Genomic DNA, 25,147 nt, shown 5'->3' with positions numbered 1-25,147 from the left:
TCGATTTATTCAGTACGATTAACTCAACTGTTTTTTTATTTCTAAGCTTTTATATAGATAAAATCCAGTGATAATACTAATAATGATCGCATGAAATCCCACAATAATTGTGGCGATGTAAGTTGTATATTTGATAAAAGAAGAAAACTTTTTGGTATTGAATAACGTAAAGAATAATCCTACAAAGGTTAGGCAGGCGGCGTAAATATAGTGCTGTGAATTTTCTGATATGACAAAATAGCCAACCGATCCAACAAAAGCGATTCGAAGCAAAATGATGATGATTGTTTTACGTATAATTTGTTGCTCGTTTAAATCATCCGTATTTTTACCAGAGCCAAAGCTATAAAACAACGGACGAAATGAATCTGGAAATAGCAAGCAACTGATCGGAATCAAACTATAACTGATGAGCCAAGGCTGATGCGGTTGACCCAAAGTATAAAAAACAAAACTCAATCCAAAACACAAAATTGCTATACCTATTCCCATCATGAGATAGTCATATTTAATATAAGCGCTTTGAAAGATACGATTCATATTTTTATGCGCATCTAATTTTAAGCAACCCAACAGAATAATTGTAGCAATCAGCCATAAATAACTCAGTGAAGAATACAAAATCGCTGGTAGAGCTGAAGCGGCAATGCACATGAGAAAACCACTGATAAACCAGATTTTTTGATAACGATATAAGAGGTCATCACGATTTGGGAAAGCCAGAATTTTTGCATGAATCATAGGCTGAATGATCAATGTAAATAAGATAAACACGCCAATTGAGATTAAAATAAGCGTTCTCTGTGTAAGCAAGTTTGATAAAAACTGATCCAATACGAAAAAAGTTACGACTGAAAACACTAAATTCATTAATACAAAGTGTTTAATTTGGTTGATACTTTTAAGAAAGTTATAGTTAATATTGGATGCGGTATCATTTATCTCAAATTGATCAAGAACATCCATGACTTGCTGTTTTGGATGGTGGTGTTTGAGTTGTTTCTGAAGATGCAGCATCTTAAATGGACGAAAGCTTTGTGAACCTGAAAGATGCTCTAAGAAAGAATAATCATCATGCGATAAGGATTTAAATAAATCACGTTTTTGTAAATATTCATGCAGGCGTTGCTGAAGTATACGACTATAATAATGCTCGTTGTATTCATGTACATCATCTGGATATACATCATTCCAAAGTTCAAGAAATCTGAAATATTGCGGGCTCATCCTATCTACTCTGAGCTCTGCCACAGCACTCATGAGCTGGTCTTTTATCTCAATTTGCTGCCCAAGCGGTAGATCAAACTGCTGATTGAGTAGTAAGCTAAATCTTTCAAATACGTCATCACTAATATTATCTTCCCACAGTAACTGCTTGACTTGATAAAGCTCATTAATGACAGGATCAATTTCTTGAGTGATATTCTGATCAGATTGTTCATCATTGAGATCAATGACCGTTTCTGAATGACTGTAAAGCTCATCAATTTGATCAGATGCTATAGTGAAATGATTTGATGACTCTGCTACATAGCCCAGAAAGTCTTCGAGACCGTGATCAAGTAATAATTGATCCATGCGTTCAATATAAGATAATCGCGTTGCCTGTTCACTCACTATATCAAGATGATCAGCAAATTTTTGCAATGCTTCTCGAATATTGAAGTGAATATCTTGCTCGACGATACGTTGCTGAATGGCAAGATAAATTTCTTCAAGTAAAGTGTCTGATGATTGATTGATTTCATTTTCTTGAGCGGATTCAGTGTGCTCATTAAAATTTAGTGGCTGATCATCATTAAATAGAGAATCTTGATTCTCTTCTTGATCAAACAGTCCATATTCTGCTTCATATTGGGCAGTTTGAAGGGCTTCTCTCAATGCAATAAACTGATCTGGTTGAGTATCTTGATCAATTTGCTTGAGCTTTACAGCATATGCTTTTTTAATTTCTCTTAAATTTGTAGTGGGTTCTATCCCAAGTTGTTGCCATGCAGTCATTTCTTTTACTCAAAATTTTGTTATCTATCGTTAGAAAAACTGATATGAATCAGTAAAGTAATGTTTGATTGATAATTTAAGTGACTATTTTAATATGCTTTAAATGTTTGATCAAAATTTACTTGATCAAGCTACCTGTGCGATAGTGAGGATTCATCTGGAATATCTGGAATCATTTCTGGTTTTCTAAGCTACCTGTGCGGTAGTGAAGCATTGCCGCACCCAAAGCAGAATACTTCGATAATTTCTAAGCTACCTGTGCGGTAGTGAAGTTTTAGGTGTGTCAGATGAGTGGCTTTTAAATTTTCTAAGCTACCTGTGCGGTAGTGAAGATAAGGCGCGGCTTACAACGGATTTGTTCACATTTCTAAGCTACCTGTGCGGTAGTGAAGCTTTATCCTGTTTATTGTCATTTGAGTATTCATTTCTAAGCTACCTGTGCGGTAGTGGTAAGGGCAATATGACAGACAAGTTCGAGTATTTCTAAGCTACCTGTGCGGTAGTGAAGACGATCATCATGGGTGGTTTGATTTTCTCATTTTTCTAAGCTACCTGTGCGGTAGTGAAGCTCGAATAGGCCCCTCGCGATGGATTGCGCGATTTCTAAGCTACCTGTGCGGTAGTGAAGAATGTATGGGGGTGCGGTGGTGGCAGTCTACGTTTCTAAGCTACCTGTGCGGTAGTGAAGTGTTCGTACTTTTTCCCGTCTCGCGGTCGACTTTTCTAAGCTACCTGTGCGGTAGTGAAGACTATTGACCAATCCACTCTTGATTGGTGGAATTTCTAAGCTACCTGTGCGGTAGTGAAGCTCATTCAGATTTAAGGATGACCGAGAAGCAGTTTCTAAGCTACCTGTGCGGTAGTGAAGGATGATGCGTTCGATTGAAGTTGTCCGACTGCTTTCTAAGCTACCTGTGCGGTAGTGAAGAATTCGACATATCAGTGATGTCTTGCTCTGTCGTTTCTAAGCTACCTGTGCGGTAGTGAAGTGGTATCCGCCTGTCTGAGTGTTCACGACATTTTTCTAAGCTACCTGTGCGGTAGTGAAGTTGATAGTGCCCCAATCGCAAGTGCAGTGTGATTTCTAAGCTACCTGTGCGGTAGTGAAGCTCATTCAGATTTAAGGATGACCGAGAAGCAGTTTCTAAGCTACCTGTGCGGTAGTGAAGGATGATGCGTTCGATTGAAGTTGTCCGACTGCTTTCTAAGCTACCTGTGCGGTAGTGAAGAATTCGACATATCAGTGATGTCTTGCTCTGTCGTTTCTAAGCTACCTGTGCGGTAGTGAAGTGGTATCCGCCTGTCTGAGTGTTCACGACATTTTTCTAAGCTACCTGTGCGGTAGTGAAGTTGATAGTGCCCCAATCGCAAGTGCAGTGTGATTTCTAAGCTACCTGTGCGGTAGTGAAGCTCATTCAGATTTAAGGATGACCGAGAAGCAGTTTCTAAGCTACCTGTGCGGTAGTGAAGGATGATGCGTTCGATTGAAGTTGTCCGACTGCTTTCTAAGCTACCTGTGCGGTAGTGAAGAATTCGACATATCAGTGATGTCTTGCTCTGTCGTTTCTAAGCTACCTGTGCGGTAGTGAAGTGGTATCCGCCTGTCTGAGTGTTCACGACATTTTTCTAAGCTACCTGTGCGGTAGTGAAGTTGATAGTGCCCCAATCGCAAGTGCAGTGTGATTTCTAAGCTACCTGTGCGGTAGTGAAGAGTAAGAAAGTGCAAAAATAATTAATATAAACAATCCATTAAAGCAAATAAAATGGAAATACCCATTTTATTTTGACTTTAACTAAGTCTTTGATTTTATTTGGCTGTTAAAGAGTAAATAAAATATTGGGGTAAAAGCTTACTTTTGTCAAAATAAAACATCTCACGACACAAGCTTCTCTTTATAATTATAGTTATAAATTTAGTATTCATAAATTGGGATAATCGCGAGTGAACGATCAGGACAATCTGGATTTAGAGCTTAACGATGCAGAAATGCATTTATATAGCCGTCAAATTTTACTAGATGGATGGGATGTTGATGCTCAGGAAAAATTAAAATTTGCCAATGTCTTGATTGTTGGAGCGGGTGGAATTGGCTGTACGTCGGCTGAGTTGCTTGCACGTGCTGGGGTCGGCAAAATTACCCTCATTGACTCAGATACGATTGAAATCAGTAATCTTCAGCGGCAGATCGCATTTACACCTAATGATTTAGGATGTTTCAAAGCCGAAGTGCTTGCAAAACGTTTAACCCAGCTCAACCCGCATATCGTTGTTGAATATATTGTAAACAAATTAGTATCTGAAAATGTGGATGAGTTGATTCAGCATCAAGATTTAATCCTTGATGGTTGTGATAACTTTACAACACGCTATTTGGTCAATGCTTCTTGTAAGAAAAATCAAATACCTTTGATTAGTGCATCTGCAATTGGATTTCAGGGTCAGTTATTCATGATAGATTCTGATTCTGCATGCTATGAGTGCTTGTTTCCAAAAGATCAGTTTGAAAATGAGGGAATGCGCTGTGCCGAATCTGGGGTTCTAGCCACCACACCCGTAGTCATGGCATCGTTGCAGGCACATCATGCGCTACTCTATCTTGGTCTTGATCGTTCGCCATTAAGAGAAAAACTTTTACTGTGGGATGGTATGAGCATGAAACAACGAATTTTACATTTTGAAAAAGATACAAATTGTTCAACTTGTCAGGCAAGTTTATCGGTAAACTCGGTGAAGTTTGATACACTGCCACAATGAGTTAAACCATATTGAATCATATGAAAAAAAATATACTGTTTGATGGGCTACGATCTGTTGCACGTATTGGTGAAACTGCTTTTGTCGCGGCAAGAGCAGGCATCAAGTATGCAACTGAAAAACCAAGCAACGCCAAGCTAATGCGAGAAACTTTTGAATCACTCGGTTCGACTTACATTAAACTCGGTCAGTTTATTGCGAGCACGCCATCTTTATTTCCACGCGAATATGTTGAAGAATTTCAGGGTTGTTTAGATCAAACGCCTACTTTGCCTTTTAGCTATATTCAGGAAGTACTTGCTGAAGAATTTGAAGGCCGTGATTTGAATCAGATTTTTGCATCGATTGATGAAACACCTCTAGCTTCTGCCTCGATTGCACAGGTTCATGCTGCGCGATTAACAACCGGCGAAGACGTTGTGATTAAAGTTCAAAAGCCAGGTGTAGAAACGATTCTATATACAGACCTCAATGTTGTTCATTGGGCGACAAAGATGCTTGAAAAAGCAATTCCTAAAGTGAAGTTTGCTTCTCTTTCAGAAATTGTAGAAGAAATTAAGATCCGTATGGTTCGTGAAGTAGATTTTATTGAAGAAGCTCAGAATCTTGATGATTTTGTTGAATATCTAAAAATTACCAACAATCAGGCAGCCACTGCACCTAAAGTCTATCATCAGTTTTCCACACGCCGTATTTTAACGATGGAGCGTTTGTATGGGGTATCACTGACCGATTTTGATATTGTTAAAAAGTTTGCCAAAGATCCATCTCAAGTTCTGATTACAGCCATGAATACTTGGTTTGGTAGTCTGATGCTATGTAAAAGTTTTCATGCAGATTTACACGCAGGGAATTTAATGCTGCTTGAAGATGGTCGAATCGGTTTTATTGACTTTGGTATTGTTGGTCAACTGAATCCACAAGTCTGGACAGCTTGTCTGGCATTTATGGATGCCTTACAAAAAACTGACTACACTGCTATGGCTGAAAACATGCTGAAAATGGGGATGACCAAAACCCAGATTGATACACAGGTTTTAGCTCAGGATTTAGAACGTTTGTTTAGCGGCGTCTTACTTGCAGATCCACAGGAAATTCTAGCCTCAAAACCGTCAGATCTTAATGATATTATGCTGGACATGGTGGCCGTTGGTGAGCGTCATGGCATTAAATTTCCTCGTGATTTTGCCTTGTTGTTCAAACAAATGCTTTATTTCGATCGTTTTATGCGCGTACTTGCACCTTATACCGATATTTATGCAGACCAACGTTTGAAAATGGTTCAAACTATAGAGCCTCAGTCGTTGTTAAAGCATTAATTGTCGAGTTAGATCATTATGGATGCCATTGTTATTGAAGGTTTAAAAGTCAATACAGTTGTAGGATGTTTTAATTGGGAACGCCAAATTACTCAGCCGTTATTACTTGATCTAACGATCCATAATGATCTGCAAAAAGCTGCATGTTCAGATGAGCTGGAAGATACGCTAAATTACGCCCAGATTTGTGAATTGGCGGCGCAGTCCATTCAGACAGTTCAACCCAAACTTATTGAGCACGCTGCGCATTTGGTTCTGAAAATACTGTTTGAAACTTTTCCCACGATTGAGTCTATTATTATTACCATTCGTAAGCCTGCCATTATTGCAGAAGCTCATTCTGTAGGAATTCGACTTGAACGCCAACGCCACAATTTTTGCACTCGCACTTTCGAGTAACTTAAATCAAAAGCAACATTTTGAAATGGCTTATCGACAAATTCAGTCATGGGGAGATGTGCAGTTTTCAAATGTGTATAAAATTCCATGTCGTGATGGGGTGGGAGAGGACTACTGGAATTCTGCCTGCTTACTGGTGTCTGATTTAAGTGCACAAGAGATTGAGTTGCATTTAAAACAACTTGAAGCACTTTCTGGGCGTGTTCGGCCATCACATCAAATCTCGTTGGATGTCGATCTAATCGCGTGGGGCAGTACACTTGACCAGATGCAATTTAATCCAAAGAAACTGCCTTTAGCTGTAGATGTAAAAATCCCACTTTATGAGTTATGGCCTAATACAGATTTAGAAGTAAAATATTTAAATTATCCAAAAATTGATTTTAATGTTAATCTGCAAGTGATTTCTTCATCATAATTCTAAGGTTATTTTATTATTCGAACGTATATAAATCGCGTTTAATCTATGGCTAGATGGGGGATATATACTATAGGTATCAACAGGTTTAATGAGAGTTATTGCTTGGATAAGATGGCGTTCATCGATAATATTTATAAATTGGATCTTTTGTATTATGGTAAATGAGCTGGGTTCTCTGGTTATTCAATGAGATTATCGTACATATTTTAAATAAATCGTAGTTTAAATAATGATGATATTAAACAAAATACTTTGGATTATGCCTATTCTGGCCTCTCTTTCGGGGTGTGCAGCAATGTCACTGGAACAGTGTAAAACTGCAAACTGGTTGGTTGTGGGAGAAAAGGATGGTTCAGATGGCCGCGAAAGAAGGCTAGATCAATATCTTAAAGCATGTTCAAAAGGAAATATTGTTCCAGATCAAGTGCTTTATGAGCAGGGCTACCAGAAAGGGCAACGTTATTATTGTCAACCTGACAATATTTTTTATGAAGCTTTAAAAGGCAATGGAAACTATCAGGTCTGTCCAGTTGAAAACCGTGCAGTTTTAAGACCATATTATCAAGTGGCTCATAATTATTACAATGCGGAAAATGAATATCAGCGTTATCAGGATAATTTTAAGGAATATGCACGTAAAGCGTATGACGATAAGCTCAAGCAGGAAGAACGTGATCGTTATTTAAAGCTATTTAAAGATTTGCAAAATAATTCAGATCGTATGAATAGAAATTATCGTGATGCAATTCGAGTTCTTGAGAAATTTAAATACGAGCATGGCTTAAAATAATAAAACCCACTTTTGCGGGTTTTTATTATTGAATGAATTGATGGCTTAAATGTAATAGCTGGTTTTGGTCATAAGTTTTGAAATGGCTGTCATGGTAATTTTGACTGCAACAGGCAATTCAACCCCACCAGCATTAAGTGCTGTATCTCGATGATGTAGTTCATCTTGATTCATCTGTTCTAAAATACGTTTAGAACGTTCATCATGCGTTGGCAACTGCTTAAGATGATCTTGTAAATGTGAACTCACTTGACGTTCAGTTTCAGCAACAAAACCTAAGCTGTATTTATCACCTGCAATACCTGCAATTGCACCCATACCAAAAGAAAGACTATACCAGACAGGATTAAGTAGGCTTGGAACGCTATCCAGTTCTTTTAAACGGTCTTCGCACCATGCCAAATGGTCTTGTTCTTCAATTGCTGCCTGTTCCATCTCCAAACGAACATTTGGCAGTTTAGCTGTCAATGCCTGACCATGATACAGGGCTTGTGCACATACTTCACCGCTATGGTTAACGCGCATTAAACCTGCAACATGTCTTGCATCACTCACCGTGAGAGGTGCTTGTGTTTGTTCGGCAGGATTGCTGCGCTGTGCTGCAGTTGTCCCTGGAACTAAACTGCGTAAAGCTTGATCAAAAGAATTAATAAGACGATCAATACCAGTGTAATGACGCATAAAGTTAGTCCTCTAAAGAATCTTGAGCCTGATGAAGCATAGGAGGAAGTTTACGTAACAACCAGATTGTGAAGATTGCACTTAAGACCGCAGTGATCACAAATAGTATTTTAATATCAATTTTTAAAATACTTAAAATTAAAATCGAGAAAATAGCGGATGACACCATAAACACAGCATTGAGGATATTATTTGCAGCAACAACTCGAGCACGATGGGATCGTGGTGAGTAAGCCTGCATCATGGCATAAAGAGGAACAATATAAAAACCGCCACTAATGCCTAACAGTGTGACTGCAAGCATCACATGATAATACACTTGCCCAGAGCTAAAGATGTCGCTCAGAGACAAAAAATCGCCTGTTCGCTCTGGCACAAATGCCAGACTGGCAGCGAGATAAAGCGCGCACACGGTCAAACCTACTGCACCAATGGGAACCATTTTGATATTTAATTCAGAGCCACCAATTTTACGGCAGAGTAATGACCCAGCACCAATCCCAACCGAAAAGAAAGTGAGCAGTAGACTCACCACATTTTCAGATGCATGCAGATTTTGTTGGGTTAACTGAGGAATTTGAGTCAGATAGGTTGCACCATAAAACCAGTACCAAGAATTACCCAACAAAATAGTAAAAATCAGCGGGATACTTTTAGCGTATTGTATGGTCTGAAAACTGGTTCTAAAAAAATTCCAGTCTATTTTTAAATCTGGTGCAGCAACGTTTTGTTTTAAAATATAACGGCTACAGCAGTAACCAATAATTGCAATCATAACAACAGTCAAGCTAATCCAGATCAGATGACCTTCAGACAATGAAATAACAGCACCCCCCAGAATCATACCTAGCAAAATGGCGATTGATGTTCCAGACTGAAATAGGGCATTGCCAGACATCAGTTCATTTGGTTTTAAAATTTCCGGCAAAATGGCGTATTTAATGGGTCCAAAAAAGGTGGAATGTACACCCATAAGAAACAGTGCAAACATGAGTAAAATTAGATGGCCTGTAAGAAAGCCCGCAGTACCAATCAGCATAATAATGATTTCGAGCACTTTAATGGCGCGTACCAGTTTGGCACGTTCATATTTATCAGCGATTTGTCCTGCTGTCGCAGAAAAAATAAAGTAGGGTAAAATAAACAAAAGTGCTGCCAAATTATTCAATGTACTGACATCTGCACTTTGCTGGCTAATCCATCCATAGGTAATCACCAACAGAAGTGATTGTTTATAAACGTTATCGTTTAATGCACCGAAGAACTGAGTCAGAAACATCGGCAAGAAACGTCGAGAGCTTAATAGGTGATCTTTATTTTTCATCATGTGTACATTTCATTGCGATTTATTAAGAAGTGTCATTGCTCTGTAAAGTTTGCTTCAAAATCATGTATGATATTTCAATGATTAAATCTAGTGAAAAATCAAAAGATTTAAGATAATTATCGGTACATTAGCGAAACCCATTAAAATAAGTTTAGAGTTCATTGTACATGCTTGCGACCATAAAATTTAAACAGTCTACGCTGGCTCAGTCTGTACGTTTTATATTAAACGTCCAAGATTTTAACAAACGTCTTTACACAGGCATGTTACTGGGATTGTGTGTTTCGGCAAGCTATGCGCAAGACGTGGATTCTACGCAAGCCAATGCATCAAAAACCGTACAGACTGTTCCTCCGCAGCCAACAATGACGGATGAACAAAACAATGTTTCGACGCTTCCAACCCATCAAAACAATCAACCTGAACAGCAGGATAGTTTGGCTGTGTTGCAACAACAAGCACAATCTTCAAAATCAATTGCAGAATTTAAGCCTATTGAGTTTGATGATCTGGGAAGTTTGCCAGATACGACCGTTGATGCATCAATGGCCAATGAAATTTTTAAGGTGGCTGAAGAAGCAAAAGCAGAAGCGCAAGCTTCGAGATCAAAGTCATCTTCACTTCCTGAAAATCAGGCTACTATTCCACCCGCACAGGATATTGCTCAGATTAATCAGGCACCTGTCAATATTGATAATCTCATGCAACAGATACGCTCTGAAAGCCAGATTAATGTGCAGGCAAACACTTCTGGTCAAACACTCGATGTGCAACAACAACCAGAGCCTGAGAAAAAGAAAGGTTTTTTTCAGCGGATCTTGCAAAGAATTAAACCTAATAATGACCTAAACGGTGCAGCGGTACCACGCATTAGCGCAGATGTGAAAGGTGCGCCTACAGAACTTGCCAATAATATTAAAGCCAAACTTTCAAGTTATTCACAGGAAGCTTTTCAGGATTTTAATGCTTCACTGCCGCAGCTCAGAACGTTATCGACTCAGGCTGCCCAAGCAGTTGGTTATTACAATGCAGAGTTTAAATTTGAAAAAATAAGTGATTCAAGAGTTCTGGTCAATGTAACGCCGCATGACCCAGTGAAAATCGAACAGCAGGATATCGGGTTTTCTGGCGAGGGTGCAAACTTGCCACAGTTTCAGGTCATTCGTTTGGTACCTGAACAGGATGTAGGTGATATTCTGAATCATGGCAAGTACGAAGAAACCAAAACAAGAATTGCCACGGCTGCATCAGATAATGGTTTTTTTGATAGTTATTGGCGTTTACATGATGTCCGTGTCAATCAACCGCAGAATACTGCAGATATTAATTTAAAGTATGAAACAGGTGATCGCTATAAATTAGGGAATGTCGAATTTAGAATGAGTGATCCATCCAAAAAAATTCCATTGGATATGGATGTGCTGTTAAGCATGACGCCTTGGAAAGAGGGTGATGACTACACCTTTTGGCGTGTCAATTCCCTTGCTAATAATTTAACCAATTCACGTTATTTTAATTACACACTGGTTGATACGATCAAACCTGACCCAATTCAAAAACCATTAGAGTTACCGCCAGATTTGCAGGCATTGGTCGATCAACAAAATAATCAGCAAGCTCAAGATACAGTCAACCAGCAGCAGGCAAATAAAAAAGTAGTTTCAGCAAAAGAAGTCACCCAAAATGTAATTGACGAAAAAGAATTTGCTGGAACCCAAGAATCTGCCCAGCAGAATCCTACATTACGTTCACAACTTAGCCAAGAACAAGCGCAGGAGTCTGAAAGAAATAAACTGGAAAGACAGGCACGTGAAGAAAAGAAAGTTCCTGTAATTGTGACGTTGAATGCCGATCGTTTGAATAGTATCGAAACGGGTTTTGGTTATGGTACAGACACTGGCTTTCGCGTAAGAAGTCAATATCGCCGCTCTATCGTAAATAGTCGCGGACATTCATTTGATGCTAATATGGAAGTCTCGCAAATCCGTCAGGCAATTGATACACGATATAATATTCCTTATAAGCATCCACTTAATGATTACATTAGTATTGTAGGTGGGTTTGAGCGTGAGGTGGATGATAATATTGGACAAAATATTACGCTTGAAACGCAATCTGCTGTAATTGGGGCAGAGCGAATTATCAAGAATCCATTAGGTGGCTGGCAGCATACTTACGGCGTGCGTTATCGTCTGGATGAGTTAAACCAGCGAGGTGTAGTAGATGCATCTAACTTACCAGATGCCTTCAAAGTCCCTGGTTCTGATTCTACTCAGCAGGCTTTATTGTTTGGTTATACTTTGTCTAAAACCTCGAGCAACAACAATATCAACCCAACCAGAGGCTTTAAGCAGACGTATAAACTACAGGTTGCGAGCGATTCTGTTGCCTCAGATGCCAATATGATCATCCCTACAGCGGGATGGCGATTTATTTATTCACTGGGTGAAAATGACGATCATCAGTTTGTAGGCCGTACAGACTTAGGATATATCTTTACTGATGAGTTTCAAAAAGTACCTTATAACATAAGATATTTTGCAGGTGGCGACGACAGTATTCGTGGATTTGACTATAAGAGCTTGGCGCCTGAACAATTTGGTTATAAAGTCGGTGGACAAGCGCTTGCTGTGGGGTCACTTGAGTACAATTATCAATTCAAGGAAGGCTGGCGAGCTGCGATATTTTCAGATTTTGGTAATGCATACGACAAAGATTTTAATACACCCACTGCTTACAGTGTAGGGGTGGGTATTCGCTGGAAATCGCCTGTCGGCCCAATCAGGATTGATGTGGCTTCGGGTATTTCTGACGATAACCACCCAATTCGATTACATTTTTTTATTGGCCCGCAACTTTAAAACAAAATTGGCTTTGGGATAATTATGGCTGAACTTGAACAGCAACCAGCACAGACACCACAAAAACAACGTCGCATTTTAAGAAGTGTATTGCTGACATTCGCAATCATTATGCTGTTTTTGGTTTCTGCTTTAACCGTAATGGTGTCGACAGATCGTGGCAGTAAGTTTTTGCTGGATCGCGTGATGGAGCGTCAGCAAATTATTCAATATCAATATGAAGGCGGAAATTTACTGAACGGCATTATCCTAAAAAATATTCTGGTCAAGCTAAAAGACTTGGATGTTAAAATTGATCGTGCAGATATTCATTTAGGTTGGCGTGCATTAATTAATAAAGAAGTACATTTAAGCAAAGCAGATGTGCAAAACCTGCAAATTATCAATTATGCCAAACCGACAGGGGAGCCATTTAAGTTTAGTGAGATCAAGCTTCCTTTTATTTTACGTCTAAATGCTGCCAACATAGACCATTTAAGAATTCAGACTGGCTCAACACATGTTGATTTCAACGATATTTATCTTGAAGATGCCTTATGGTCTGGAACTGAGCTGAAATTTGAAGATTCGCGTTTTGACATGGGATATCTTGCTGTTCAAAATGCGACTGGACAAATGACATTTAGTGGTAAATATCCACTTTCTGCTCAGGCAGACCTCATCATTCCGTCTCTAAACGCGCTTAATATCAAGACCATTAAAGTCGTGGCAAAAGGCTCGCTGGATACGATTGAAGCAGGCGTTGCGACTAAAACCCCAGATTTATTGACAGGTTGGGCTGTTATTCATCCTGTCCGTGATCATGTGCCTATGTTTGGGCAATTGATTTTTAAAAATTATCATTTACCTATTCTTACCGAGCAGAAACTATTTGCCAAAGATGGCGTTGCCAAATTTAAGGGTGACGTACAATCACTAGGTATAACATTAGATACTGATTTGAAAGGCGAAAATATTCCAGAAGGTCGTTACAACTCTGCGATGCAGACCGATCTGGTTAATGGTCTGGATATTCATGACTTTAATGGTCAGTTAATGGGTGGTTCGGTCAGTCTGGCTGGGCGTGTTGGATGGCATGAACAGGTCACATGGGATGTCAAAGGTCGTCTTAATCATTTAAATCCCAAAGATAAAGTTATTCCTCAGGTGGTTCAGGACTTTTTACCTCCAAGTTTGGATGCAAACCTGAGTTCTGCTGGAACACTTGAAAAAGGTGTGGCACTCACGGCCCATTTAGATTTTGATAAATATGAATCCTGGACAATTCAACTTGATCAGGCGGCAGCAAAATCTAATAAGGTTCAACCAATGCTGCTGGATGTTTCATGGAAAAATATCAATCGTGCTATGCCGTATATTGGTTGGCTAGACAGTGATCAGGGACAGGTTAATCTGGCACTGGTAGAAGGTCAGCAAGATATTCATGTAGCGACAAATGTTCGTGCGCACGAACAAGGCAGTTTACCTGCAGGTCAATATAATGCGCGTCTGGATCTCAAAGACAATATTTTAAATATCCCAGATTTTAAGTATCAAGGTATACAAAAAGGCAGTCTTTCTGGTCAGGCTAAAGTTGAACTTCCATCTGAAAAGCGTCAACTCAAATGGAATGCACTCATCAATGCACAAGATTTTAATCCGCAAATGATTTCATCTGCTGCACCTGTCGATTTAATTAATGGACAAATTAAAGCCAACGGCTATGCAAAACCGAATCAACAAATCATTCAGTTTGATGCGATTAATCTCAAAGGCCATATGGCCAGCTCAAACCAAAAAGATTTGATTGAATTAACAGGAAAAAGTACAGCAGCTATACTTTTTCATGATGAAAAATCGGGTGGTGGCTTTAAAGGTTTTGCGGTGAAATATGATGGCGGATTAAATGCTTTTAATCAGGGTAAAGGCCTATTACGCTTTAACATTTCTGGTACGCCTGATTTTATTCGGATTGGTGAGCTACAACATGATGGGGTTGCAGGTAAAATTTATGCGAATGGATCTGTGAATCTCAAAAACGCGATTGGTTGGGATATCAATGCTTCACTGGTTCGTTTCAAGCCCCAATATTTTGTTTCTACTGTGAAAGGTGAATTATCTGGAAACTTGAGAACGCAAGGTCTGTGGTCAGAACAATCGAAACGTATCAATGTTGAAAAGCTGAATTTGGCAGGTTATATCAACAACAAGATTGTGCGTGGTATGGGCAATCTGGCAGTCGTGATTAATTCCAATCAGAAAGGTTTCTTACCACAGCAGTTTGAAGCAAATAATCTCTTTTTAGCTTATGGACAAAATCAGGTACAGGCCTCTGGTAATGCGCAGAATTTGAGACTCAATGTTAATGCTCCAGCGCTGAATGAAATATATACAGGACTCCGAGGTCGGGCATATGGTTATTTGAATGTACAGGCTCAACCACGATTAAAAGCCACAGCAAATTTGGCTGTTGATAATTTTGGATTTAATAATATCAGTGTAAAAAAAGTTCGTATCCAAGGTGAGTTGCCGACATCGGAGAGTGTACCAACATCTTTAAAAGCCACACTGAATGACTTACAAAGCGGTACTCGTCAGATTCAATATGCTGGAATTACACTCTCTGGAACGCGAAAAGCACACTTGGTACAGCTTCAAGGCTGGAACTATTATTCAAAATTTTATGTTCAGCTTGCAGGTGGTTTTAATGCAAATAATGACTGGCTTGGGCAGATTCAACAAGGAATTTTCGACTCTCGCCGTGCTGTGTTGAAACAGCAGCAAAATGCGGCTGTGATTTATAATCAAAGTCGCCAAGAATTATTTGTGGGCCAGCATTGCTGGGCGAGTCAGCAAAGTCAATTGTGCTTTGACCAACCAGTGCGTGTAAGTGCTGCACGGGGTAACGTATCATTCGCAACTCGTAATCTGGATTTAGGTGATTTTGCCGCATTTATGCCAGAAGGTTTGGCTATTACTGGTAAGCTTAACGGCTATGCCAAAGCATCTTGGGCAAGTGGTGGTAAGCCACAGTTAGATGCTCAGTTTATTACCCAAAATGGGGAAATTGGTCTAGCTGCTTCGGATCCGCAGGATCCACCTTCCACTTTAGGTTATGATCAATTGAGCGTAATTGCACGTACGGTGCCTCAAGGGTTGTTAATGCGTCTGGATGTCAAGACCGATGCAATTGGTACAGGCTACGCCAAAGTGATTGTAAATCCTTATCAAAAGCCGATGCCAATGAGTGGGGAAGTCGCCTTTAATAATGTACAACTTAAAGTATTTAAGCCGTTTATTAGTGATGTTCGTTCGATGGGCGGTACTTTATCTTTGGCGGGTAAAATTAACGGTACATTGACTCAACCACAGGTGACAGGGGAATTACGTCTGAAAGATGGTGCGATCAGCATGATCTCACTGCCTGTTAATCTAAATAATATTCAACTTTATTCTTCCATCCGTCAGGATTCGGCAAGCATCAATGGCGCATTTAATAGTGGACGTGGTGTAGGAACGTTAACAGGTAATATTGACTGGAAAAATGATCCACGTATCCAGCTTAATCTTAAAGGTGAAAATTTACTGGTACGTCAGGCTCCATTAATTACCGCAATTGTGACTCCAGATTTATCTATGGATGCTTATCCGTTAAGTAAACGTATTTCTGTACAGGGTAATGTCAATGTACCGCGTGCCTTGATTTCGATGCCAGAAGCAACCGAGCCAGTGGTTGGCGTATCTTCTGATGTGCGGATCGTTCGTGAAGGACAAGATCAGCTTGCGATTTTAAAAGCAGCCAAGCCTTGGGACATTCGCGCAGATATTGGCGTTAACATTGGTAATCAGGTTATTTTCCAAGGCTTTAATAGTCGTATTCCACTTGTTGGCCGTTTAAATTTAACCCAGCGCGGTTTGGAAACAGCCATGAACGCAAGTGGTGCAATCGGGGTAAGCCAGAAAGTCAAAATTGAAGCCTATGGACAAAGTCTTGATCTTAATCGTGCAATTGCACGTTTCAACGGCCCACTTTCAAACCCAACATTGGATGTCGATGCCAACAAGAATGTTCAGGGAAGTGTGGTTGGTGTTCGTGTGACTGGAACCGCATCTGTTCCGAATATTCAAATTTACAACGATGCTGGTTTATCTGAACAAGAAGCGCTCAATGCATTAGTAACTGGGCGTATTAATGAAGGCAGCAGTAGTCTGAGCAATACAGCGGGCTTTAAATCGGATGTAAATAACACCATTGCAGCCGCAGGTATAAGTATGGGCCTGGGAGGAACACGTGCACTTACTAACCAGATTGGTCGTACTTTTGGTCTAAGTGGATTGGCATTGGATGCACAGGGAACTGGCGATGATACTCAGGTCAGTCTGACGGGGTATATCACGCCTGATCTGTTTATTCGTTATGGTGTGGGCGTATTTACACCTGTGAATAAATTAACACTGCGTTATCAGATGAATAAACGTTTATATCTGGAAGCAAGTCAGGCTTTAGAACGTTCGATTGATATTTTCTATAATTGGCGTTTCTAGTGTTTTTGGGAATATAAATAAAAAGGTCGATATTTAAATATCGACCTTTTAGCATTGAGTTTGACAGCAGGTATATACATCAGTTTACAACATCAAAACCCAAATCTTCGATGGCTGCTTTGATTTGTTCTTTATCGATGTTTTGATCAGGTTCAACATGAACTTTAACTTCTCCAGTCGCAAGCTCTACTTCAACCTGACTGATCTGATCAAATGCTTCAAGGGTATTTTTAACTTTACTTGAACAGCCACCGCAAGACATGCCTTCTACTGTAAATTGAATGGTAGACATTATTTAATCTCCTGAGTTGAATTAAATTTTAGGGGTTTCCAACGACGTAACAACAGTGAATTGGTTAAAACTGACACCGAACTCAGTGCCATGGCTGCACCTGCCACTACGGGGTTTAATAAGCCGAGTGCAGCAAGTGGGATACCCAACGAATTATAAATAAACGCAAAAAACAGGTTTTGCTTTACTTTAGATAGGGTTGCTTTTGACAGATCAATCGCATTGATTAAACCAGTCAATTGACTTTGCATCAGTACAATATCTGCCGAATCAATTGCGATATCTGAACCTGCTCCAATGGCAAATGAGATATCTGCGGTGGCTAATGCTGGTGCATCATTGATGCCATCACCCACCATTGCAACCCAATGACCTTGCTGTTTGAGCTTGGCAACTTCTGCTGCTTTGTTTTGTGGTAGTACACCAGCGACAAATTTCTCGATATTAAGTTGTTTTGCAATGACCTTAGCCACTCTAGGACTATCGCCAGTGAGTATAACAATCTCGATACCACGCTGTTGTAAAGCATAAATTGTAGATGAAGCATCGGCTCTTAACTGATCCTGTAACCCAATATAGCCTTGCAACTGTCCCGCAATCGATAGGGCAATCACGGTATTTCCCTGATGCTCAAGTTCTTCAACCAGCGTGTGATCAAGCGTGATATCGTGTTCAGATAAAAACCGAGGAGAGCCCAATAACGCCAGATCACCGTTGATTCTTGCTTGAATACCATGGCCTGATAAGACTTTGAAATCTTGTAATTCGAGTTGGTCTGTCTGCATCGTTTCTGTATGTTGAACCAGTGCGCGTGCGATAGGATGTTCTGAGTCGCGTTCTAATGTCTTAATTGCCGACCAAAAATGAGATACAGAAATACCAGCCTCAATTTTACTGTGTGCAACTGCGGGTTTTCCTTCGGTTAAGGTTCCAGTTTTATCCATGACCATAACGCTGATTTTTTGAGCATGTTCGAGGGCCTGTGCATTTCTAAACAAGATGCCCGATTGAGCACCACGACCTGTCCCGACCATAATAGCGGTAGGTGTTGCCAATCCTAAAGCACACGGGCAAGCAATGACCAATACTGCCACAGCGCTGATTAAGCTAGAGGTAAAAGATTGACTTAACCACCAAGTCAACAACAATGTTAACAAACTAATGATGATGACGACAGGAACAAAAATACTGGCGATCTGATCTGCAAGTTTTTGTATTGCTGCTTTAGAACCTTGTGCTTGTTCGACCATACCAATAATTTTGGCCAGTACAGTATCATTTCCAACACCAGTTGCTTTGACACGAAGTACGCCGTGATAATTAATCGTGGCTGCAAAAACTTGATCCTGTGGATGTTTGATGACGGGCATACTTTCACCCGTCAGCATAGCTTCATCTATTTCGGAAGTCCCTTCTAAAATGATGCCGTCTACTGGAATACTTTCACCAGGGCGAACAATAAAGATATCGCCAGAATGAAGCTCATTTACCGCAATATCACTGATTTCACCCTCTATTTCACGATGCGCAATTTGAGGTTGCAAATTGAGAAGACTTTCGATTGCTGCACCAGTTTTTGCTTTCGCTCGTGCTTCGAGTAATTTACCTAATAAAACCAAAGTGATAATTGCTGCACTGGCTTCAAAATAAACATGTTGATCCAGACCAAACAGCACTACAACACTGCTAAATAAATAAGCCGATGTTGTACCTAGCACGACGAGTACATCCATATTGGCTGAACCACCACGCAAAGAAAGATATGCATTGCGATAAAACTGCCAGCCACACCAGAATTGCACAGGAGTAGCCAGTAACCACTGAATCCAGCGAGGAATCAATTCATGCATGCCAAACATCATGCCCATCATTTCAACCATAAGGGGTAGAGTGAAAATGATTGCAATGATTAACATGTGTTGCTGTTGTTTCCATTGTTGCTGTTTGTGTTGTTGAAGATCCTTCGAGTTAAGTTCCTGTTTTTGAATCGCTTTAAAACCTGCTTTTTCAATTTTTTGAATGATTTGTTCTGGTGTGATTAAACCCGTAACATAATCAACATGGGCTGTCTCATTGCTAAAATTGACGACGGCCTCTACGTGGTTCTGCTTATTTAAGACCTTTTCAATTCGCGCTGCACACGCAGCACAGCTCATACCCTCAATTGAAAGTTCAAGATGTTGAGGAGGAACTTTAAACCCTGCTTTTTCAATATGATGAATAACATCATCTAGCGTACTTTCGGTGCTTTTTAGTTCAATTTGAGCTTTTTCGCTAGCAAAATTTACATGCGCTTGAACATCGGGTAGGCGATTTAGTACTTTTTCAATACGTGTAGCACAGGCATTACAGGACATGCCTTCAATAGGAAGGATGATGGTTTGGTTTTTTACAGGAGGATTTGTCATTGTATTTTCCTATAAAATAAGATTTATAATACCCTATGGGGGTATATTTTGGTAGAGTAAAAAAGTTATTTTTGTTTGAATAAAGAATTAAAAAAAGATGATGGAGGGGCTTATTGCCGAGTATGTAAAACAGATTGTGAAATCTGTATGCAAAGGCTAATAACTGTTAAGATCAAATTGAATGACGAGATTAGGGTTATATGAACCATCATTTTTACATGTAATGATTGAGTTAAACCCAAATGGATGAGTAAATGCCAAAGCCACAAAAAACAACCAAGCTAGCAAAATCTTCTGTGCAAGCTGAAGGTTCCAATGATCCATCAAAACGATGTGATGACTGCAATAACGAAGTTTCTGATGATTTACATATGTCTCAAAAACACGTCATACAACCAGACAAAAAAGCGTTGCTTAATCGATTGAGCCGCATTGGTGGGCAGGTGAACGGTGTTGCACAGATGGTGGAAAATGATCGTTACTGTGTAGATATTTTGACGCAAATTTCTGCGATACGCTCTGCACTTGACTCGGTATCTACACAGTTGCTGAATCATCATGTACAAGGATGCGTGCGACGTGCTGTAGTCGAAGATGGGGGGGAGGAAGTGATTGGTGAGCTTTTGATGCTGATCAAAAAAATGCGTTAAACCAGTTTCGCTAAAATATATCATCTACGATACGCAAAACAACACAAACAAGTGTTTGGGGAAATCATCAAAATTCAGTATCATGACGCGCAAAGGAGAGTGCTCATGAAAAAATTTTTACCTTTTACGATCTTGATCGCACTGTTGGGGTGTAGTGAAAAAAAACCTTTGACTCCAGAAGAACAATGGCATGGATACTGTACCAGTATGGGCAATGCTGCACGTTCAATCATGCTTGATCGTCAAAATGCGATTCAAAAAGCACAAGCTGTTGAACATGCCAATAAGATTGAAGATCAGATCACCAAGACCTTTATTTTGAATATTATTGATGAAGTTTATGCCATGCCTCAGCAAAACATCACGGCAAATCCTGATGCAATTCGAGAGCAAATCAGAACTGAAATCACACAAAAATGTATTGCAACGCCACACGATAAAATGCCAAATTACAAACCATTCTAATGGTAAACTGGTTGTTCTATTTTTGTGTGTAGATACAATATTTTAATATTTATTGACTTTTAGATCGTAAAGATAGAAAAGTTCTATTTATTGATTTATCACTCTATAATTATTCTGAGTGATAAATCTACAAATTAAAATAATCAGTATGACACGACCTGAAAGTTTTGCAGTTAAAGGCTATTTACATCGAAGTATGATGAAAGCAGCTTATCTTTGGCTTCCTTTTTTTGCGATTATTATTTTGATTTGTTCTTATTTTGAGAACTATCGGTTTATGCTGTATGGGTCAGTGGTTGCTCTCACCTATAGTTTGATTATTCAGAGCCTTAAGAAAAAAACAACAGATTTACAATTTACTCAAAATGCTATTTTGATCGGTCAAAAAGAAATACAGCTATCAAGCGTTAAAAACTATAATATAAGCTTAGCTTTAAATCGCTTCATCATACTTAGAATACAGACCCAGAACGAAAACGAAGCTGTTTATATCGATCAAAAGGAAGATTTGAAAATTACTCAATTTCTATCAAATGCTCTTATTCCAAAACAAAAACAAAGCTATGATTATTTTTTACAGTATGATCATTTGATATTACCCTTTGTGGGGCTCATTATCTGTGCCCTCATGTATAAGCTCTCATATTATATTCAATATGGTTTTTAGCTTTAGCCAGATCACTTTTCACTTTTAAGAGAGATGTCCACAAAAAAATTAAGTTTTTATAGTGCACTAAGGTTCTATAGTTTTTCGCATTCAAATCATGCATGATGCATCTGCCTTTTTATAGTTTTTAAAGTGTGGCAAAAACCAAGTAATTGAATCGGTGGCGTATTCTCTGTGAATTTTGATATAGCAAAAAAGCGAACTACTATTTCGCTATAAAATAACGAGAATCACGAAGAAACACGGCGCTTGCATTAACTTTTATCTTGATTTTTAGTAAAATTTTGCTGTCCATATTACTTGTGTAGCTTTGATAAGCCGGAATTCGCAAGTAATTTTTTAAAAAAGAGGAATAACACTGTGCTAGAAGCTTACCGCCAACACGTTGAAGAACGTGCCGCACTCGGAGTCCCACCGAAGCCACTTGATGATGCTCAAACTGCTGATTTAGTCGAATTACTTAAAAATCCGCCAGCAGGTGAAGAAGCTTTCCTCGTTGACTTGCTTGAAAATCGTGTTCCAGCAGGTGTAGACCAAGCGGCATACGTTAAAGCAGCTTTTTTGGCAGCTTTAGCAAAAGGTGAAGCGACCTCTCCACTCGTTTCTAAAGAACGCGCAGTTTATTTGCTAGGTACCATGCTTGGTGGTTACAACGTTGCACCTCTAGTTGAGCTTTTAGAAGATGCTGATTTAGGCGCTTTAGCTGCTGATGCATTGAAAAAAACACTTCTTGTATTTGATGCGTTCCATGATGTGGCTGATAAAGCAAAAGCGGGTAACACTAACGCAAAAGCAGTTTTACAATCTTGGGCTGATGCTGAGTGGTTTACAAGCCGCAAAGATGTTCCAGAAGAAATCAAGCTCACTGTTTTTAAAGTGACAGGCGAAACTAACACCGACGACTTGTCTCCAGCGCAAGACGCTTGGAGCCGTCCGGATATCCCATTACACGCAAATGCAATGTTGAAAAACGAGCGTGATGGTATTAACCCTGAAAAACCAGGTGAAGTTGGTCCACTGAGCCAAATTAAAGAACTCATTGCTAAAGGCAATCAAGTTGCTTATGTCGGTGACGTTGTGGGTACAGGTTCATCTCGTAAATCTGCAACAAACTCTGTGCTTTGGTTCTTTGGTGACGAAATCGCGCACATTCCGAACAAAAAAGACGGTGGTTACTGCTTAGGTTCTAAAATCGCACCGATTTTCTTCAACACGATGGAAGACGCTGGTGCGTTACCTGTAGAGATTGACGTTGCCAATATGAACATGGGCGACGAAATTGTTCTCAAAATTGACCATGCTGCTGCGAAAGTAACGGCGTTCAAAAATGGCGAACAAATTGCTGAATCTGAACTTAAAACTCCAGTGCTTCTAGACGAAGTACGTGCGGGTGGTCGTATTAACCTGATCGTGGGTCGTGGTTTGACCACCAAAGCGCGTGAAGCGTTAGGTCTTGAGCCATCTACATTATTCCGTACCCCAGTACAACCTGCTGCAACGGGCAAAGGTTTCACTTTAGCTCAGAAGATGGTGGGTCGTGCATGTGGTCTTCCAGAAGGTCAGGGTGTTATTCCGGGTACTTACTGTGAACCTAAGATGACGACTGTTGGTTCTCAGGATACCACTGGTCCTATGACTCGTGACGAGTTAAAAGATTTGGCTTGCTTGGGCTTCTCTGCTGACTTGGTCATGCAATCGTTCTGTCACACTGCTGCTTATCCAAAGCCAGTGGACGTACAAATGCAACACACATTGCCAGACTTCATCATGAACCGTGGTGGTGTATCGCTTCGTCCAGGTGATGGTATTATCCACTCTTGGTTAAACCGTATGTTGCTTCCAGATACAGTCGGTACTGGCGGTGACTCACATACGCGTTTCCCAATTGGTATTTCATTCCCTGCGGGTTCTGGCCTTGTTGCGTTCGCGGCAGCGACTGGTGTTATGCCACTCGATATGCCTGAATCTGTACTTGTGAAGTTCAAAGGTAAAATGCAACCTGGTATCACTTTACGTGACCTTGTACATGCAATTCCTTACTACGCAATCAAAGAAGGCGATTTGACTGTAGAGAAAAAAGGTAAGAAAAACATTTTCTCTGGTCGTATCTTGGAAATCGACTTAACAGAAATGGAAACAGACCTTACAGTTGAGCAAGCATTTGAATTGTCTGATGCATCTGCTGAGCGTTCGGCTGCGGGTTGTGCAATCACGCTTTCTGAAGAGAAAGTGGCTGAGTACTTGCGTTCGAACATTACCATGTTGAAGTGGATGATTTCACAAGGCTATGGTGATGCACGTACAATGGCGCGCCGTGTTGAAAACATGGAAAAATGGTTGGCTAATCCATCACTTCTTAAAGCGGATGCGGATGCTGAATACACTAAAGTGTATGAAATTGATCTTGCAGACATCAAAGAACCAATTCTTTGCTGCCCGAACGATCCAGATGATGCAAAACTTCTTTCTGATGTTCAAGGCGACAAAATTGATGAAGTGTTCATCGGTTCTTGTATGACCAACATTGGTCATTTCCGTGCAGCGGGTCAGTTGCTTGAGAAAGTACCAAGTGGTTCATTAACAACTCGTTTATGGTTGGCACCACCAACACGTATGGACGAACACCAGTTAATGGAAGAAGGTTTCTACAATACCTATGGTCGCGCTGGTGCGCGTACTGAAATGCCGGGTTGCTCACTATGTATGGGTAACCAAGCACGTGTTGCGCCAAACACCACGGTCGTATCGACTTCTACACGTAACTTCCCGAACCGTTTGGGTCAAGGCTCTAACGTATACTTGGCATCTGCTGAGCTTGCATCTGTTGCTGCTGTACTCGGTAAATTACCGACGCCAGAAGAATATCAACAATATGCAGCACAAATCGACAGTATGTCTGCGGATATCTACAAATATTTGAATTTCGACAAAATGGGCGAATATACAAATGCTGCCGATCAAGTAGATACCAAGAAAATTGCTGCAGCTCAATTAACTTAATCGATTAATGATTGAGTTTAAATGAGTAAAAAAGGGCTGAGAAATCAGTCCTTTTTTAATTTTCATGAAACACTTGCTGCAACAGTTTCTTAAAAGCGAACATGGTCACAAAATCATTAAAATTATAAAGATTCATCTCTGGATTTATCGAATCAATAAATGTTTTTGAAATAATAGAAATGATTCTTTCACGTTCTTGTGAATAGGATGTACTCAAATAGGTAGATAGGTAATTGGTATAATATGAGATTTTTATCTTTTCATAAGTTGTAACAGGTTCAAGTTGAGATATGGTATTCATCGCGCTGTAAGGCTGATGCATGAGTTGTACGTAAAGCAATGCATAAATAAAAATTTTTCTTTCATGATCTTTTTTTACACTAAGACCTAATTCATCAATTAAGTTAAATAATTGAAATTCTATTATAAATTTTCTTTCTTGAATTTGATCACTTACTAATTTCATTATCATTTAAATGTTTTAAAAACTAGCAGTATTGTATTACAAAACTTTTGTTTTGTTAAACAATACAAAACTAATATTCATTATTGTATAAAAATACTTGTGATGTTCGCCATCCAGATAG

At 39.7% G+C, this 25,147-nt stretch carries 17 protein-coding genes and 1 CRISPR repeat array; of the genes, 11 read left to right on the top strand and 6 right to left on the bottom strand.

Translation table 11 applies throughout. The features are described 5' to 3' along the window. Window positions 1-18 precede the first annotated feature (18 nt). Window positions 19-2,001, bottom strand: a complete 1,983-nt coding sequence (locus F952_RS12770; protein WP_004928319.1) for a hypothetical protein — start codon at window positions 1,999-2,001, stop codon at window positions 19-21. Window positions 2,002-2,184: 183 nt separating this feature from the next. After that, window positions 2,185-3,712: a CRISPR direct-repeat array (repeat unit 28 nt; unit sequence TTTCTAAGCTACCTGTGCGGTAGTGAAG). A gap of 276 nt (window positions 3,713-3,988) precedes the next feature. On the opposite strand from F952_RS12770, the gene F952_RS12765 reads away from it, so the two are divergent. The 5 genes from F952_RS12765 to F952_RS12745 all read left to right on the top strand — a co-directional run bounded on the left by F952_RS12765 (window position 3,989) and on the right by F952_RS12745 (window position 7,685). Further along, the gene (locus F952_RS12765) at window positions 3,989-4,756 is read left to right on the top strand and encodes a HesA/MoeB/ThiF family protein (protein ID WP_370458635.1); all 768 of its coding nucleotides are present in this window, start codon (window positions 3,989-3,991) and stop codon (window positions 4,754-4,756) included. Window positions 4,757-4,776: 20 nt separating this feature from the next. After that, on the top strand, window positions 4,777-6,075 hold the full coding sequence (locus F952_RS12760) for an ABC1 kinase family protein (protein ID WP_004928313.1): 1,299 nt from the start codon (window positions 4,777-4,779) through the stop codon (window positions 6,073-6,075). A gap of 18 nt (window positions 6,076-6,093) precedes the next feature. Then, the gene (folB, locus tag F952_RS12755) at window positions 6,094-6,474 is read left to right on the top strand and encodes a dihydroneopterin aldolase (protein WP_004928311.1); all 381 of its coding nucleotides are present in this window, start codon (window positions 6,094-6,096) and stop codon (window positions 6,472-6,474) included. Further along, window positions 6,431-6,892 (top strand): 2-amino-4-hydroxy-6-hydroxymethyldihydropteridine diphosphokinase, encoded by a 462-nt coding sequence (locus F952_RS12750; protein ID WP_004928310.1) that lies wholly within the window; start codon window positions 6,431-6,433, stop codon window positions 6,890-6,892. Before folB ends, F952_RS12750 begins: the two co-directional genes overlap by 44 nt. 232 nt (window positions 6,893-7,124) lie before the next feature. After that, entirely contained in the window at window positions 7,125-7,685 is a 561-nt protein-coding gene (locus F952_RS12745) for a DUF2799 domain-containing protein (protein ID WP_004928308.1), read from the top strand. A 45-nt stretch (window positions 7,686-7,730) separates the two neighbouring features. Here F952_RS12745 and coq7 read toward each other — a convergent pair whose 3' ends face one another. Together coq7 and F952_RS12735 are read right to left on the bottom strand one after the other, a co-directional pair. Next, complete coding sequence (gene coq7 / locus F952_RS12740; RefSeq protein WP_004928305.1) at window positions 7,731-8,366, bottom strand: 2-polyprenyl-3-methyl-6-methoxy-1,4-benzoquinone monooxygenase; 636 nt, start codon at window positions 8,364-8,366, stop codon at window positions 7,731-7,733. Between the two features lie 4 nt (window positions 8,367-8,370). Further along, the gene (locus F952_RS12735; RefSeq protein ID WP_004928302.1) at window positions 8,371-9,693 is read right to left on the bottom strand and encodes an MFS transporter; all 1,323 of its coding nucleotides are present in this window, start codon (window positions 9,691-9,693) and stop codon (window positions 8,371-8,373) included. Window positions 9,694-9,860: 167 nt separating this feature from the next. Here F952_RS12735 and F952_RS12730 point away from each other — a divergent pair, with 167 nt between their 5' ends. Both F952_RS12730 and F952_RS12725 read left to right on the top strand, forming a co-directional pair. Then, entirely contained in the window at window positions 9,861-12,554 is a 2,694-nt protein-coding gene (locus F952_RS12730) for an autotransporter assembly complex protein TamA (RefSeq protein ID WP_004928298.1), read from the top strand. A 24-nt stretch (window positions 12,555-12,578) separates the two neighbouring features. Then, on the top strand, window positions 12,579-17,078 hold the full coding sequence (locus F952_RS12725) for a translocation/assembly module TamB domain-containing protein (RefSeq protein ID WP_004928294.1): 4,500 nt from the start codon (window positions 12,579-12,581) through the stop codon (window positions 17,076-17,078). 79 nt (window positions 17,079-17,157) lie between these two features. Here F952_RS12725 and F952_RS12720 read toward each other — a convergent pair whose 3' ends face one another. Then, window positions 17,158-17,370: a heavy-metal-associated domain-containing protein gene (locus tag F952_RS12720; RefSeq protein ID WP_004928292.1), complete on the bottom strand. Its 213-nt coding sequence runs from the start codon at window positions 17,368-17,370 to the stop codon at window positions 17,158-17,160. Then, window positions 17,370-19,778: a heavy metal translocating P-type ATPase gene (locus F952_RS12715; protein ID WP_004928287.1), complete on the bottom strand. Its 2,409-nt coding sequence runs from the start codon at window positions 19,776-19,778 to the stop codon at window positions 17,370-17,372. Before F952_RS12715 ends, F952_RS12720 begins: the two co-directional genes overlap by 1 nt. Before the next feature lie 254 nt (window positions 19,779-20,032). Here F952_RS12715 and F952_RS12710 point away from each other — a divergent pair, with 254 nt between their 5' ends. The 4 genes from F952_RS12710 (at window position 20,033) to F952_RS12695 (ending at window position 24,560) form a co-directional block, all read left to right on the top strand. Further along, entirely contained in the window at window positions 20,033-20,428 is a 396-nt protein-coding gene (locus F952_RS12710; RefSeq protein WP_004928283.1) for a metal-sensitive transcriptional regulator, read from the top strand. Between the two features lie 105 nt (window positions 20,429-20,533). Then, window positions 20,534-20,893, top strand: coding sequence for a hypothetical protein (locus F952_RS12705; RefSeq protein ID WP_004928277.1), 360 nt, complete (start codon window positions 20,534-20,536; stop codon window positions 20,891-20,893). Window positions 20,894-21,092: 199 nt separating this feature from the next. Further along, window positions 21,093-21,560, top strand: a complete 468-nt coding sequence (locus F952_RS12700) for a hypothetical protein (protein ID WP_228132658.1) — start codon at window positions 21,093-21,095, stop codon at window positions 21,558-21,560. A 360-nt stretch (window positions 21,561-21,920) separates the two neighbouring features. Beyond that, window positions 21,921-24,560 (top strand): bifunctional aconitate hydratase 2/2-methylisocitrate dehydratase, encoded by a 2,640-nt coding sequence (locus tag F952_RS12695; RefSeq protein ID WP_004928266.1) that lies wholly within the window; start codon window positions 21,921-21,923, stop codon window positions 24,558-24,560. A gap of 55 nt (window positions 24,561-24,615) precedes the next feature. Here F952_RS12695 and F952_RS12690 read toward each other — a convergent pair whose 3' ends face one another. After that, complete coding sequence (locus F952_RS12690) at window positions 24,616-25,026, bottom strand: PilB-specific inhibitor CpiA (protein ID WP_004928263.1); 411 nt, start codon at window positions 25,024-25,026, stop codon at window positions 24,616-24,618. Between the last annotated feature and the right edge of the window lie 121 nt (window positions 25,027-25,147).

The sequence above is a fragment of the Acinetobacter baylyi DSM 14961 = CIP 107474 genome (assembly GCF_000368685.1).
Classification (GTDB): Bacteria; Pseudomonadota; Gammaproteobacteria; order Pseudomonadales; family Moraxellaceae; genus Acinetobacter; species Acinetobacter baylyi.
This window is presented reverse-complemented; position numbering and strand designations above follow the sequence as displayed.

Excerpts from the sequence above, each read along its gene's own strand:
- F952_RS12735 (WP_004928302.1), bottom strand. The coding sequence starts at position 9,693 with ATGATGAAAAATAAAGATCACCTATTAAGCTCTCGACGTTTCTTGCCG.
- F952_RS12765 (WP_370458635.1), top strand. The coding sequence starts at position 3,989 with ATGCATTTATATAGCCGTCAAATTTTACTAGATGGATGGGATGTTGAT.
- F952_RS12700 (WP_228132658.1), top strand. The coding sequence starts at position 21,093 with ATGAAAGCAGCTTATCTTTGGCTTCCTTTTTTTGCGATTATTATTTTG.
- F952_RS12760 (WP_004928313.1), top strand. The coding sequence starts at position 4,777 with ATGAAAAAAAATATACTGTTTGATGGGCTACGATCTGTTGCACGTATT.
- F952_RS12705 (WP_004928277.1), top strand. The coding sequence starts at position 20,534 with ATGAAAAAATTTTTACCTTTTACGATCTTGATCGCACTGTTGGGGTGT.
- F952_RS12710 (WP_004928283.1), top strand. The coding sequence starts at position 20,033 with ATGCCAAAGCCACAAAAAACAACCAAGCTAGCAAAATCTTCTGTGCAA.
- F952_RS12730 (WP_004928298.1), top strand. The coding sequence starts at position 9,861 with ATGCTTGCGACCATAAAATTTAAACAGTCTACGCTGGCTCAGTCTGTA.
- folB (WP_004928311.1), top strand. The coding sequence starts at position 6,094 with ATGGATGCCATTGTTATTGAAGGTTTAAAAGTCAATACAGTTGTAGGA.
- coq7 (WP_004928305.1), bottom strand. The coding sequence starts at position 8,366 with ATGCGTCATTACACTGGTATTGATCGTCTTATTAATTCTTTTGATCAA.
- F952_RS12720 (WP_004928292.1), bottom strand. The coding sequence starts at position 17,370 with ATGTCTACCATTCAATTTACAGTAGAAGGCATGTCTTGCGGTGGCTGT.
- F952_RS12715 (WP_004928287.1), bottom strand. The coding sequence starts at position 19,778 with ATGACAAATCCTCCTGTAAAAAACCAAACCATCATCCTTCCTATTGAA.
- F952_RS12745 (WP_004928308.1), top strand. The coding sequence starts at position 7,125 with ATGATGATATTAAACAAAATACTTTGGATTATGCCTATTCTGGCCTCT.
- F952_RS12770 (WP_004928319.1), bottom strand. The coding sequence starts at position 2,001 with ATGACTGCATGGCAACAACTTGGGATAGAACCCACTACAAATTTAAGA.
- F952_RS12725 (WP_004928294.1), top strand. The coding sequence starts at position 12,579 with ATGGCTGAACTTGAACAGCAACCAGCACAGACACCACAAAAACAACGT.
- F952_RS12690 (WP_004928263.1), bottom strand. The coding sequence starts at position 25,026 with ATGAAATTAGTAAGTGATCAAATTCAAGAAAGAAAATTTATAATAGAA.